The following is a 14159-nucleotide window of genomic DNA, read 5'->3' as shown; positions in this document are numbered from 1 at the left end:
TTATGAAGCAAAAAACATTTTTATGGGGTGGAGCGTTAGCTGCCCATCAATTTGAAGGCGGTTGGAATGAAGGAGGCAAAGGCCCAAGTGTTGTCGATGTAATGACAGCGGGTGCCCATGGTGTTCCAAGACAAATAACTGAAGGTATAGAAGCGGATAAATTTTATCCGAATCATACTGCTATTGATTTTTATCATCACTATAAAGAAGATATTAAGCTATTTGCAGAGTTAGGTCTAAAATGTCTGCGTACTTCCATTGCATGGACGAGAATTTATCCTAAAGGGGATGAACTTGAGCCTAATGAAGAAGGACTAAAATTCTACGATGCGGTATTCGATGAATTAATTGCCCATGGCATTGAACCCGTTATCACCCTATCGCATTTCGAGATGCCACTGCATATTGCCCGTCACTATGGTGGATTCCGAAATCGTAAAACCGTAGAGTTTTTTGAGCGTTTTGCTATTACCTGTTTTGAACGTTATAAACACAAAGTCAAATACTGGATGACGTTTAACGAGATTAATAACCAAATGGATACCAGTAATCCAATCTTTTTCTGGACTAATTCAGGTGTTCAAGTTAAACCGGGCGAAAATCCTCAAGAAGTGCTTTATCAAGTTGCGCACTATGAGCTGTTAGCGAGTGCTAAAGCTGTGATTGCTGGCAAAAAAATTAACCCAGATTTTCAAATTGGTTGCATGGTATCTCATGTACCTATTTATCCGTTTTCTTGTAATCCTGAAGATATGATGGCCTCAGAAATCGCGATGCATCAGCGCTTCTTTTTCCCTGATGTACATGTTCGTGGCTATTATCCAGCATACGCATTAAAAGAGTTTGAACGCGAAGGCTACAAACTTGATATTACTGAAGAAGATTTAGCTTTTTTAAAACAAGGTACTGTTGATTACATCGGCTTTAGCTACTACATGTCAACTGTCGTAAAAGCTGATGTTAAAAATGATAACCGTGATAATATCGTCAATGGTGCACTACCTAATGCAGTTGAAAACCCTTATATAAAAAGCAGTGACTGGGGCTGGCCAATAGATCCTGAAGGTTTGCGCTATACACTTAACCGTTTATATGATCGCTATCAGTTACCTTTATTTATTGTGGAAAATGGTTTTGGTGCAATTGATGAATTAGAACATGATAATCAAATTCATGATAAACCTCGCGTTGAATATCTGGGCGCACATATTAAAGCAATGTTAAAAGCTATTGACTATGATGGCGTTGACGTGATGGGCTATACCGCATGGGGAATTATTGATGTGGTTTCTTTCACTACGGGTGAAATGAAAAAACGTTATGGCGTGATTTATGTCGATCGTGATAATGAAGGTAACGGCACAATGAAACGCTATAAAAAAGATTCATTTCAATGGTATAAACACGTCATAGCCACCAACGGCGCTGATTTAAAATAGTGCCGTTTATTGCTTGATTAGACACAATGAGGATTTTATTACTACAGGTAAAATCCTCATAGACACGTTATATTGTTAACCGTCAGCTAACACAATGATTGACTAACAAACATTTTCAGAATCATCAAAAATTAAAAATTAACTGTTTATCCAATTGTGGGTCAATTAATGTAACATGAAAACCAATTAACCTGACACCTCGATTATTACGCCTTTCTTGCCATACTTTATAAGCTTGAGCAATTAAATCTTGTTTATCTAATTTTGGCCAGACGTGTTCTTGAGTGGTTAATTGAAAATCATCGAATTTGAATTTGACGCCTTGTCTTGCAATCGATAGATCTGTTCTAACTTTACTTAACCTTTTCTCTAATTCATCATACAGGGGATCAAGTTGGTCTAAACATGCTTCCCATTGATAAATATCATCGATTAACGTGCGTTCAACCCCTACCGATTTACGTTGTCGATCATTACAGACCTCGCGTTCATCAATACCTTGGCATCGTTCAAATAACACTCGACCAAATTTACCAAACTGATTAAGCAGCTTGGTAAGATCGTAATTAACAACATCGTTACAAGTAAATAAGCCCAATTCAGTCAGTTTTTTTTCGGTCACTTTACCTACACCGGGAATTTTATTAAGTGGTAACTGTGCAATAAAATTGTTCACTTGTTCGGGTCTAATGACATACTGACCATTAGGTTTATTCATATCTGATGCAATTTTTGCGAGAAATTTTAAAGGTGCAACACCGGCTGAAGCTGTTAATTCAAGTTCATTAAAAATAGCTTGGCGTATATCTTGGGCAATAAGCGTTGCTGAACCATAACAAAGTTTACACTCTGTTACATCTAAATAAGCTTCATCAAGCGAAAGTGTTTCAATTGCAGAAGTATAACGCGCAAATATTTGGTGAATCTGATTTGATACCTCTTTATAAACTGCATGTCTACCAGGAATTACTTTAAGATTAGGACATAGTTTTATCGCTTGTGCTGTTGACATCGCACTATGTACACCAAATTGACGTGCTAAATAATTAGCTGTTGCAACAACACCTCGTTTGCGAGGATCGCCGCCTACTGCAATAGGTAAATGACGATAACGAGGATTATCTCGCATTTCAACTGCAGCATAAAAACAATCCATATCAATATGAATAATTTTTCGCATAATGGGTTTAATTGTACTTAAGATATAACTGTATAAATATACAATATCATACCTTAAGTACTCGTGCAAACGGACAATAAATTAGTGTGATAATTTATCAAAATCGATCAATCCATTTTTATCATAAGGATCGCCTATCCACCGAGTTGATTGATGAAAGTTAGGATTAACAATACTTTTTTGCGGTTCATATAAGTTATAACTCAGTCCAGCTAAATCAGACCAAGTATGAATCAAATCTTGGGTACTGTATTTACGATCAACATAATTTTGATAATTATTAGGATGCGTTGCCCGCCACTGCGGTGATTGCCAAAGCATAAATGGTACGGTGTACATGGTTTTCGTTGGTGCTTTTTCATTACGACCTAATACATCATGAGGTGGAGTTTGGTAAACATCTTCACCATGATCAGAAAAATACAAGATAAAACCATTTTCGTGGCTTTGTTTAAACATTTTAAACAAGGTTGTTGTGACATAATCATTATAACTGACCGCATTATCATAACTATTATAAACATCTAACTTATCGTCATCTAAAGAATGAGCAATGCCAGTTTTATCGCGAAAACGGTCATGTTCGCCATCTTTTGGATAGCGAAACTCATATTTCATATGTGTACCAAGCAGATGAATAACAATGAATTTCTTTTCTGCTGGATCGGCTAACACAGATTTAAAAGGCGGAAAAACTGACTCATCATACTGCCTTGAACTTTGATTGCGATCATTATTCATAAAAAACTGCTCATCAGCCTGTTTTGAAAACATAGTTAACATGGTATTACGTTCTGTCATTGTCTGTTGATTAGTGATCCAAAACGTTTTATAACCTGCTTGTTTCATCAAGTAAATTAGTGAGGGAGTTTTCAAATATAAATCAGGATGCCGCTCATCAGCAAAGGTTAACGCTTGTTGTAGAATTTCAATGGTGTACGGTCTTGAAGATACAACATCATTAAATACGAGTAAATCTGGATTATCCTTTTTAAATTGTTCAATTTGAGGCGTCGTATCGCGTCCATAACCATAAATCCCCATGCGATTACGAGTGGTGGATTCACCAATAATTAGCACTAACGTTCTTGGCGTATCACCATTAGCATCGGTTAAATTTTCTAACTTTGGTAAGGTTTGCAAGTGATTTAAGATATCTTCCATGCTAGATAATTGCGAACGATAAGCTATGTAACTATTGAGTAATTGCCAAGGTACTGTGGTTTCCATACGTGTTAATAAATGTTTATACGCCTCTTCAAAGGTGTTTTTTTTGACAGTTAAGCTAATTACTAACGGCATTATCGCGTAAATAGCAATTAGCATAGATACTATCCACTTGGTACCATTTTTAACATAAACAGGTTTGACTTTTTTCCATAAATAAATTGCAATTAAAATATAAACAACAAGGATAACCACCAATTTCCAACTTAAATATTGTTGAATAAATTCATGTGATTCATTGAAGTTTGATTCCGCCATGACAAAAAATACACTCTGTGAAAATTCTTGTCGGTAAATGACAAAATATCCAATTGAAATCAAAGACAGGCCACCAACAATTATTCCATAAACAGCGGTGATTTTACGGGTATAATTAGGAAAAAATAAAACAGGAATTAGCCAAATCAAACTATAAATTATTGCATCGCGCAAACCAATAAAGTTGGAGTGTCCAGATAAGGCTATATAAAGTTGTAAAGCACAAGAAAAATAGCAAAAAAATAGAATGATAAAAATAAGATTTGACCAACTAAATTTTGCAGACTGGTTAAATTTTTGCATAACTTTTTTTTCAACAAGGAATAATTAAGTTTTATAAGTTATCTTTTCGAGATTAATAAAACCTTAAGGTATTTATTAAAGTTAATAATTAATAACAACCCTAGTTACTAAAATAAAAAAACTTAATATATAATTGATCAAGTTATCACTAAATTAACATTATTATTATATTAGTCAATTTTTATACCTAACAATTTTGCAACAGCACTATACTGTGGTTGCATTAATTGCGCAGGCCGTTCATTAAAAATAATCTGTCCATCTTCTACCACTAAACAACGCGAGAAATAGTTCAATGATTCATCTAGATAATGCGATACCATCATTAGCGTTAAATCATACTGATGACAAATTTGATTAACTAACGATAACATTTCTTGACGTAAAGCTTGATCAAGGGCTGAAAAAGGCTCATCCAACAATAAAATTGGACGATGTTGTATCAAACAACGAGCCAGCGCTACTCGTTGACGTTGCCCTCCTGATAATTGTTCTGGATAACGCTCTGAAAATCCAGCCAACCCGACTTGTTCAAGAATATTAGCGATTGTATTTTGCTCAGCTTGTGTAAGTTTTAATGATGGTTTAATTCCTAAAGCGATGTTTTGTTGAACTGTTAAGTGACTAAATAAATTATTGTGTTGAAATAACATCGACACAGGACGTTTGCCCGGCGCAATTTTTGTCATATTTTGATGATTAAGTTTAATTGTGCCTGAATTTGGAAAAATAAACCCAGCGATTAAACTCAATAAAGTACTTTTACCTGCACCACTTGGTCCAACAATCACGACGTGCTCTTTTGCTGCAATATTAATTTCAAAATGCATATTAAAATTATCGTAATGATAATTTACTTGATTAAGTTCGATCATAATCCATCACAACCATTAAGCTAAAAGATAACATCAATAAAATTGCAGCCGTCACAGTACCTTCTTGATAATGATAGTGTGATATTTGCTCATATAAATAATAAGGTAAGGTGGTTAAAGCTTGCCCACCAAACAAAGCAATAACACCAAAATCACCAAATGACAAAATAACAGCAAAAGCAAAACTCATTACCATCAACTTTTTTAATGCCTTAAATTCAATCAAGTAAAAATGTGTTAAACCTTGAATATTAAGCGATTGGCAAAGTTGCCAATAACGTAAACTCACTTCATACATGGGGATTGAAAGATTTTTTAGTAAAAAAGGTAACGCCATCAGTGCGTTACACAACATCACTAATATTGAAATAATAATTATATTGTTGGCATATTGAAATAATAATAAGAAAAGCCCTGAAGCTAAAACCATACTTGGAATGGCCAAAATTAATGAACCAATTAACATTAAACGATTGCTCCATTTAATTTGTTGATTAATCAATAATCGGCTATTGGTCCAAAGTAACAATAATGCAAGAAACATTGCAATAAAAGCAGAACCTACTGCAATGATAATTGAGGTAAGCAGTGCTTTTAAAAGTGCCGCTGTTAATAACGCAAATTTGAAAAAATAAATACCTTCAATCAATATTGTAACCAACGGTAATAAAATAAATAAACTCCCAATCAAAATGATGACATAACTGATCAATGATAAATAGTAAGGAATCGGAACTTGATAAGTTTGATGAACAAATCGAATATGCATTTTTTTGATTCGATTTATTCTTTGCATGATGATAAGAAAACCAATACAACAAATTAGTTGCAAAAAAGAAAGTAACACGGCTTGTATAAGATCAAAATCACGGATCGACTGATATATTGCTACCTCAATAGTGGTATATTTTGGCCCGCCGCCAAGAGCTAACACGATTGCAAAACTTGAAAAACATAACATAAAAATCAGTGCTGCCATTGGTAAGATTTGTCGACGCAATAATGGCCATTCAACTAACTTAAAAAAAGTAAAAGCAGAAAAATTTAACTGAGCAGCTAACTGTTTTTGTTCGATAGGAACACTTTTTAAGGATTGATAAAACAAACAACAAGCATAAGGAAAATTTAAAAACACATGGGCTAATAATATACCTTTCAAACCATAAATTGATAATTCAATTGGTAGATTCAAAAATTGAAAAATTAACGAAACGATACCATGCTGACCATACACTGAAAGCAAACCAGTAACCACAACTAAAGTCGGTAAAATAAAGGTAACCGGCATTATTTTGATGAGTAATCCTTGACATGGAAAGTCTACCATAGCTAATGCTTTCGCCATCAATACTGCCAATATGATGGCTAAACAAGTTGATAAACCAGCTTGCAAAACTGTTACCCAAATAATATGCAGTAAATAATGATCAAAATAGATGCTTATATTATCGGTTCGAATTGCAAATCCCCAAAGCGCAATAAGTGCCGTGCCTAATATGAGCAAAATCAAACCAACAGCACTGATACCTGGAATTAAGGATTGAAATTTCAATATTCGTTCCGATGACATTATTTACTGACAGCAACTTGCCATTCACGCACCCACGATTTCTGATTTAATTCAACTTGCTTTGCATCAAATTCAAGGGCTTTTTTCACTGTATCAATCTGTTGATAAGCTGCTGGCAAATCGGTTTTTATAATTGGATACATGACATTTTTTTCAGCAAATTGACGTTGAATCTCGGGTGTTAATAAATAATGTAAAAATTGGCGAGCTAACTCTGGTTGTTGTGTATATTTTACAATGGCAGCCACTTCAACTTGACGATAATGCCCCTCATCAAAAATGGCGGCAGCAAAACGATGATCGTTATCAGAAATTATATGTGCAACAGGGGAAGTGCTGTAACTTAATACTAAATCTGCTTCATTTTTCAAAAACATGCCGTAAGATTCGCTCCAACCTTTTGTTACTGTTACGGTATTTTTAGCTATTTTTTGCCATGCTTGCGCAGCATCATCACCATAAACTTTTTTAACCCACAGCAGCAAACCTAATCCAGGCGTGCTAGTTCTAGGATCTTGATAAATGATTTTCCAATGATCTTTATTGTCAACTAACTGTTGCATAGATCGCGGTGGATTTTTTATCTTCTGTTTATTATAAATAAAGGCAAAATAACCGAAGTCATATGGCATAAACTCATTATCCCACCAGTCAGTATAGAGATTATCGGGTTTGTCGATCTGATGTGGAATAAAAATATTCGTTAATTTTGCTTGCTCAAGTAGATTATTATCCAACCCTAAAACAACATCAGCATTGGTTTTATCACCTTCAAGCTGAATACGATTTAAAATTGAAACACCATCACCTAACGTAATTACTTCTAGCTGACAATGACATTGAGCTTCAAAACCCTGTTTGATAGCTTCTCCAGGCCCCCACTCCGACATAAACGAATTATAGCTATATATTGTTAAAGTCGGTTGCTGTGCGCCAGAAAAATGCGACCAAAACAATGATATAAATAGAACAGTTGATAACAACAATTGACGAAACATTTTGCCTCCAAATAGCAAGAAAAAGACAAAAGGTTTGAGCAGATATAATAACTCAAATCCCTCCGCTGGCATGATCCAGTTCAGGTTCGACGGGTTATGTTAACACAACTAACACTCTCAGCCCATTAGGGCACCCCGTTGAGAACAGCATTAGTGTAGTCGGTGAAGGCTTAATTGTAAATAGTTGTTACTCACTGTTGCCATTCAAACTTCTTTGCCATTTTAGAATAAATTAACTTAAACTTACCAGTGTTGATCTTATACTGCTCTCCTTTACAAAATTCCGGTTTAGGATCTTTTATTAGTCCAGCTTCATCACCATATTCATGTTCATGTTCATCATCATAATAGTCAGTCACATAATGTTTTAGGTTTATCGTTAAATCCTTATTGACCGAAAATTCAATAAAACAACTCACATCCTCATAAGAATATTGACTATCCAAAAGCACCGCATCAAGCAATTTACCTTGTTCATCATAACTAGTTAGTTGAATATTGAGTAATGGGGTATCAGATATCCCATACCAATTATAAATAATCACTTAAAGACAATTATTCCGCATAAAACCACCTACTTCGTAATAACGAATTCCTTCATGAAAGGGAATAAATTCATAGGACGTATTTTGGATCGGGAAATCAATCTCTTGCTCATTTAAAGGGCAAGTGAGTTTTGCATACTTATCCAAAAGGACATTTTCACCATGATTATTTGATTTATAGTATTTTATCAATTGTGAGGAGGTTATCGGTAGTTTGAGCTCTTGCTGATTGTTATGGTCTTGGGCAAATGCCAAAGTTGAAAAGACAAAAAGCATTGACAATCAGTTAGTTAAATAAATTTTGGCACATGTTTTCTTTTTATTTTTTTCTATTTTATAGTTAAGTTTATCTATCACCCTTAAATTAAAAAATTTTTGTTTATAAAAAAATTAGCTATTTACTTGTCCTTAACTAATCCCACAGTGACAATTTATCAATTTATCAGTATTATATTGGGCATTTTATTTTAATTGATTAGGTTCAGTGTGAATATTCAACAACTATTAACACAACGTGTTTCCCAAGCAATGATTATGGCCGGTGCTGATAAAAACTGTGACGCTTTAATCAAGCAATCCGCTAAAGTTCAATTTGGTGATTATCAAGCAAATGGTATCATGTCTACTGCTAAAAAATTGGGAATGCCACCACGCGCATTAGCTGAAAAAGTTTTACAACATCTTGATATTGATGATATTGCCGATAAAGTGGAAATCGCTGGGCCGGGTTTTATTAATATCTTCTTAAAAAATAGTTGGATTGCTGAACAAAACGAAGTCGCGCTAAGTAGTGATAAACTCAATATTACTTTACCCGCCAAACCTCAAACTATTGTGGTTGATTACTCGGCACCCAATGTTGCTAAAGAGATGCACGTCGGTCATCTACGCTCAACCATTATTGGTGATGCCAGTGTACGAGTATTAAGCTTTCTTGGTCATAATGTTATCCGTGCCAACCATGTTGGAGATTGGGGAACCCAATTTGGGATGTTAATTGCCTATCTTGAAAAAATGGAAAATGAACATGCCAACGACATGGAGCTTTCAGATTTAGAATCGTTCTATCGCGCAGCTAAAAAACATTACGATGAAGACGAAGCCTTTGCCGAAAAAGCCCGTAATTATGTAGTAAAACTTCAAGGTGGTGACAAATATTGCCGTGAAATGTGGCGAAAATTGGTTGATATCACCATGACGCAAAATATTGCCACATATAAACGCCTTAATGTCACATTATCGATTGAAGATACAATGGGCGAAAGCATCTATAACAGCATGCTACCAGGCATTGTTGCCGATCTAAAACAGAAAAAATTAGCGGTTGAAAGTGACGGTGCAATCGTTGTATTTTTAGATGAATATAAAAATAAAGAAGGCGAACCCATGGGCGTTATCATCCAAAAACGTGATGGTGGCTATCTTTATGCAACAACCGACATTGCCTGTGTTAAATATCGTTATGAAACACTTCATGCTGAACGTATTTTATATTATACCGATTCACGTCAACATCAACATTTAGAACAAGTTTGGGATATCGTGCATAAAGCGAAATATGTACCAGAATCCTTAAAACTTGAGCATCACATGTTTGGTATGATGTTAGGTAAAGATGGCAAGCCGTTTAAGACGCGTTCTGGTGACACCGTTAAATTAAACGATCTGCTTGATGAAGCGACAGAACGAGCGACTACTTTAATTCGAAATAAAAATCCAGACTTAACCGATACTGAGCTTGCCCAAGTGGTTGACGCTGTAGCAATAGGTGCGGTCAAATATGCTGATCTTTCCAAAAATCGTACCACCGATTATGTGTTTGATTGGGATAATATGTTGTCATTTGAGGGAAATACGGCCCCTTATTTACAATATGCTTATACGCGCGTGCTTTCTGTATTTAGAAAATCAAATATCAGCGAAGACAGCTTAAGCGGCACTATTAATTTAGGTACGGATAAAGAGCGAGCATTAGCGATTCGATTAATACAATTTGATGAAACTGTATCAAACGTTGCCGCAGAAGGCACACCACATGTACTTTGCGCCTATTTATACGATATCGCTACCCTATTTTCTAGTTTCTATGAAAATTGCCCTATTTTAACGGCGGAAAACGAAAACTTGAAACAAAGCCGCTTAAAATTGGCTTCGTTAACCGCTAAAACCCTTAAAATCGGTCTTGATATGTTAGGAATCAAAACTGTCGAAAAAATGTAACATTAGCATACCACCGATAAAATTCATCATCGGTGGTTTTTTCATTAAAACACATAAATTCTTTTAAAATTTTTACACGCTGATATATTAAAGAACGCTAAAAATCCAATTCATCCATATGCTCTTTAGTGTTAAACAAAGCAATACTACACTTTTCGAGATTGACAATAAATCGCATAATACTTTTGTTGGTCTCGATTTTTGGACAATAGATTATTGATATAAAATAGGTAGTTATTGATTAAAAATCCTGTAATACCAAAATTAAATTTTATATAGAAGCTTGAATTTGGGATAAAAATCTAAAAAATAATACTTTAACCTTTTCATTTATTTACATATTTTTATAAGGACGGCACTTGATATTAAAAATAGTTTAGTTAGAATTCTTTCAAATTATTTAAGCAACCAAGAGTAGTTGACCATGACAAAATATAAATCAACAGTCCTAAACAACATTGTTGATTTATTGTTAATCCTCCATCTTAGGGGGATTTTTTTTATCTATTATTTTATCTAATTTAGCTCAATTGAATCGTAGAGGCACATTATGACCGATAATAAAAAGATGTTATTAACCAGTCGAGATCAAAGTTTAAAAGCATATTTAATGAATAAAATTAAACAAAATGGCGGTTGGGTTAATTCACATATGCATGCCGATCGTGCTTTTACGATCACTGTTGACAGTTTTGATGTTTATCAAAAGCAGACTCTAATTGAAAAATGGGATACGTTAGATAAAGTCAAAGCATCGATGAGTGAAGACGATTATTACCGCCATTTCAGCATGGCGGTTGAGCGAATGATCGAACAAGGGGTCAGTGCCATGGGATCATTTGTCGATATCGATCCAATTGCAGAAGAGCGAGCAATCAAAGGCGCACTAAGAGCCCGTGAAACTTATAAAAATGACATTATCATAAAATTAGTCAATCAAACCCTTAAAGGTGTTATTGATAAAGAAGCACGTTACTGGTTTGATAAAGGTGCAGATTTAGTTGATATCATTGGTGGATTACCACGTCGTGATGAACGTGATCATGGTGAAGGAATGGGGCTAAAACATCTTGATGTATTGATGCAAACAGGAAAATCATTAGGCAAAATGGTCCATGTTCATGTTGATCAATTTAACTCCTCAGACGAGATTGAAACCGAACAACTCACCGATAAAACTTTGGAACATGGCATGCACGGACGCGTAGTAGCAATTCATAGTATTTCAATTACTGCGCATAGTTTGGAATATCGTCAAAAACTCTATAAAAAAATGAAAGAAGCGAAAATGATGGTCATCGCTTGCCCATTCGCATGGATCGATAGCCCTCGCCGTGAAGAACAAGGTCCTACTCGTAATTCTCTTACTCCTGTTGATGAACTTGCCGCTGCAGGTATTCCTGTTGCGATTGGTACCGATAATGTCAGTGATTATATGTTACCATTTTCAACAGGCAACATGTGGGAAGAGCTTAAACTACTCGTTACAGGATGCCGGTATACCGATTTAGACAATGTGGTAAATGTCGCTACCAAAAACGGACGAATGGTATTAGGAATTGAATAATAATTGAATGAAACACAATAAAATTTGACCAATAAAAAATCCCACAGTTTTTAATCTATTGTGGGATCGTTATATAGCTACTACTATCGATTAATCAAACTTAATATTTTTTATCTTTTATAGTGACATCAGCTTCATTTTCATATCTGACAAAATTAACATTATTATTTCTAACTTCTCTTTTTACCTTCTCTTTACATCTATCTGTATCACAATATACATTTAATGTACCATCAGTTTGCTTTTGAAAGGAGACTTTAGCATCGGCTTCACTTTCATTACGAACAAATACAATATCTGAACTATAATGTGTCGCATAATTTACAGCATTTTCACATTGTGTATCTGCACAGTATACCTTTGTTTTATCTCTATTTGCTATTCTCTTTTGTTCTTTTTCTTGTTGTTCACGAATTAGTTGTCGCTCAAACAAGGCTTGCTCCTTATCCCAATAATCATCTATTAATTTATCGATATCTTTATATTTTTTTATTTTTACGGAATAATAAAGCTTTTTGGCTTGTTCTAATGTTTTTCTTGCATCTTCATAATTATGATAATCAGCATACTCTTTAGCTTTTTGATAAAGATTTTCTATCACTAACATAATGTATTTATTATTATTAATATCATATAATTTTTGGACATCTCTGGAAGGTTTCAATTCAAGCGCATTATGATATAAATCGACTTTAGCCTTATATCCTTCAATATCTGTCGCTACTATTGAATTAGCCTTGATAACATAGCATTTAAATAAATTTTCATTTATGTCCAAACGACTATATGCATTTAAAAAAAACGTTAATTCATTACTATAAAATTGATTACTTAAGCGATCATGCATTTCCATTAATTTATTATAAGTGGAAATTTTGTCTTCGTAATCGTTAGCCGCGCTATCAGCTAAGTCTGCTTCATATTTAACCATCACGCGATTAACCAAATTGCGCAAATGCTCAGCATCTTCTTGCTTGAATTTAGCTATACCTTTTTGTTCAATATTGAGTGCTAATATATTAATACTTTGAAGATAGTATCCTTCATTATATGCTTCTTCATAAGTGCGTGTATGGCTACAACTCGCTAACCAAAACATTAACAAAACAACAACTAAATTCCTTATAATTTTTACTTCCATTTGTTAAACCTATCTTTAATCATTGAAAATGATTTACATTATTCTAATTAGTTACATAAAAAATTATATAGTTAAAACTAAAAAAAATATCCATTTATTTTGAATTTAAAATCCCTGCCTCAATTCATATTTGTAGGGATTTAATTGTTACTCGTTGCGATAGCGCCTGATCTATTATTTTATTAGCTAAATCCGATCTCATTTCTAATGTTTCTTTAGTTTCATTACATAACTTTGGCTGTCGGTACCGGTAATTGATTTACCATATTCATAATATTGTTTAGCAATGGTTTGTTCTAACTGCTCAATAGTGTATTTATCAACAAAGGAAGTTACTGTTTGACTAGAGAAACAATCGTTTAACATGATTCTGAGCAAGCTTTGATAGATATCAATGCAAGTCTGATAATCTGTGGTTGCGGTATTAGCTAAACTTGTTTCATAATGTGCTGTAATATTACTAACTAAAGAATGTAGTTTTTTTTAGCACTATCTTTATCAAATTTACGTTCACCTTTCTCTTCAATACCGGTGGCTAATAAACTAATACTTTCTAAATATTTTCCTTCTTTATATGCATCGTCACCAGTACGAGTATAACAGGCTGTTAAAAGAAAAATTAAAAAATTGCTATAGTTAACCGCATCATATTTCCTTTCAAAAATTTTAGTTAAATTATCAGTCCATTGCAGATGACAATCGTTTGTTTTTTTATCACTAATTAACTCAGTATTAATCAGCGTAACAAAGTTTATAAAAAATTTTTGGCGATTTATTAACTTTTTTTGCTATAGTCATGAGCAAAAATCTAAATTAAATTTAATTTTGAAAAGATG

12 protein-coding genes and 1 riboswitch are annotated in these 14159 nt (G+C 34.0%); of the genes, 3 read left to right on the top strand and 9 right to left on the bottom strand.

What is annotated here, in order from left to right:
* Positions 1-2 precede the first annotated feature (2 nt).
* Positions 3-1439, top strand: a complete 1437-nt coding sequence (locus J3U57_RS05485; RefSeq protein ID WP_267332533.1) for a 6-phospho-beta-glucosidase — start codon at positions 3-5, stop codon at positions 1437-1439.
* A gap of 124 nt (positions 1440-1563) precedes the next feature.
* Here J3U57_RS05485 and dinB read toward each other — a convergent pair whose 3' ends face one another.
* The 7 genes from dinB to J3U57_RS05450 all read right to left on the bottom strand — a co-directional run bounded on the left by dinB (position 1564) and on the right by J3U57_RS05450 (position 8671).
* Positions 1564-2619 carry a DNA polymerase IV gene (dinB, locus tag J3U57_RS05480; RefSeq protein ID WP_267344820.1) on the bottom strand — a complete coding sequence of 352 codons (1056 nt, stop codon included), beginning with the start codon at positions 2617-2619 and terminating at the stop codon, positions 1564-1566.
* 81 nt (positions 2620-2700) lie between these two features.
* Complete coding sequence (gene cptA / locus J3U57_RS05475) at positions 2701-4407, bottom strand: phosphoethanolamine transferase CptA (RefSeq protein WP_267344822.1); 1707 nt, start codon at positions 4405-4407, stop codon at positions 2701-2703.
* 170 nt (positions 4408-4577) lie between these two features.
* Positions 4578-5282: a thiamine ABC transporter ATP-binding protein ThiQ gene (gene thiQ / locus J3U57_RS05470; RefSeq protein WP_267332530.1), complete on the bottom strand. Its 705-nt coding sequence runs from the start codon at positions 5280-5282 to the stop codon at positions 4578-4580.
* Positions 5269-6834, bottom strand: coding sequence for a thiamine/thiamine pyrophosphate ABC transporter permease (gene thiP, locus J3U57_RS05465; protein ID WP_267332529.1), 1566 nt, complete (start codon positions 6832-6834; stop codon positions 5269-5271). Before thiP ends, thiQ begins: the two co-directional genes overlap by 14 nt.
* A gap of 17 nt (positions 6835-6851) precedes the next feature.
* Positions 6852-7850 (bottom strand): thiamine ABC transporter substrate binding subunit, encoded by a 999-nt coding sequence (gene thiB, locus J3U57_RS05460; protein ID WP_267332528.1) that lies wholly within the window; start codon positions 7848-7850, stop codon positions 6852-6854.
* Between the two features lie 39 nt (positions 7851-7889).
* Positions 7890-7998, bottom strand: a riboswitch (TPP riboswitch).
* A 43-nt stretch (positions 7999-8041) separates the two neighbouring features.
* Entirely contained in the window at positions 8042-8395 is a 354-nt protein-coding gene (locus J3U57_RS05455; RefSeq protein ID WP_267344823.1) for a hypothetical protein, read from the bottom strand.
* Positions 8396-8671 (bottom strand): hypothetical protein, encoded by a 276-nt coding sequence (locus tag J3U57_RS05450; RefSeq protein WP_267344825.1) that lies wholly within the window; start codon positions 8669-8671, stop codon positions 8396-8398. It lies immediately after the preceding gene.
* Positions 8672-8881: 210 nt separating this feature from the next.
* On the opposite strand from J3U57_RS05450, the gene argS reads away from it, so the two are divergent.
* Together argS and J3U57_RS05440 are read left to right on the top strand one after the other, a co-directional pair.
* Positions 8882-10615, top strand: coding sequence for an arginine--tRNA ligase (argS, locus tag J3U57_RS05445; RefSeq protein WP_267344826.1), 1734 nt, complete (start codon positions 8882-8884; stop codon positions 10613-10615).
* A 550-nt stretch (positions 10616-11165) separates the two neighbouring features.
* Positions 11166-12182, top strand: coding sequence for an amidohydrolase family protein (locus tag J3U57_RS05440; protein ID WP_267344827.1), 1017 nt, complete (start codon positions 11166-11168; stop codon positions 12180-12182).
* Between the two features lie 100 nt (positions 12183-12282).
* Here the strand turns inward: J3U57_RS05440 and J3U57_RS05435 are convergent, their stop codons facing one another.
* Positions 12283-13323 carry a hypothetical protein gene (locus J3U57_RS05435; RefSeq protein WP_267344828.1) on the bottom strand — a complete coding sequence of 347 codons (1041 nt, stop codon included), beginning with the start codon at positions 13321-13323 and terminating at the stop codon, positions 12283-12285.
* A gap of 204 nt (positions 13324-13527) precedes the next feature.
* Positions 13528-13689 carry a hypothetical protein gene (locus J3U57_RS05430; RefSeq protein WP_267344829.1) on the bottom strand — a complete coding sequence of 54 codons (162 nt, stop codon included), beginning with the start codon at positions 13687-13689 and terminating at the stop codon, positions 13528-13530.
* Positions 13690-14159 lie beyond the last annotated feature (470 nt).

The organism is Gilliamella sp. B3464 (assembly GCF_026536145.1).
Taxonomy (GTDB): Bacteria; Pseudomonadota; Gammaproteobacteria; order Enterobacterales; family Orbaceae; genus Gilliamella.
Note: the sequence above shows the minus strand (reverse complement) of the source record. Positions and strands in the feature narration are given on the sequence as shown.

Excerpts from the sequence above, each read along its gene's own strand:
- J3U57_RS05485 (WP_267332533.1), top strand. The coding sequence starts at position 3 with ATGAAGCAAAAAACATTTTTATGGGGTGGAGCGTTAGCTGCCCATCAA.
- dinB (WP_267344820.1), bottom strand. The coding sequence starts at position 2,619 with ATGCGAAAAATTATTCATATTGATATGGATTGTTTTTATGCTGCAGTT.
- cptA (WP_267344822.1), bottom strand. The coding sequence starts at position 4,407 with ATGCAAAAATTTAACCAGTCTGCAAAATTTAGTTGGTCAAATCTTATT.
- thiQ (WP_267332530.1), bottom strand. The coding sequence starts at position 5,282 with ATGATCGAACTTAATCAAGTAAATTATCATTACGATAATTTTAATATG.
- thiB (WP_267332528.1), bottom strand. The coding sequence starts at position 7,850 with ATGTTTCGTCAATTGTTGTTATCAACTGTTCTATTTATATCATTGTTT.
- J3U57_RS05450 (WP_267344825.1), bottom strand. The coding sequence starts at position 8,671 with ATGCTTTTTGTCTTTTCAACTTTGGCATTTGCCCAAGACCATAACAAT.
- J3U57_RS05440 (WP_267344827.1), top strand. The coding sequence starts at position 11,166 with ATGACCGATAATAAAAAGATGTTATTAACCAGTCGAGATCAAAGTTTA.
- J3U57_RS05435 (WP_267344828.1), bottom strand. The coding sequence starts at position 13,323 with ATGGAAGTAAAAATTATAAGGAATTTAGTTGTTGTTTTGTTAATGTTT.
- J3U57_RS05430 (WP_267344829.1), bottom strand. The coding sequence starts at position 13,689 with ATGTTAAACGATTGTTTCTCTAGTCAAACAGTAACTTCCTTTGTTGAT.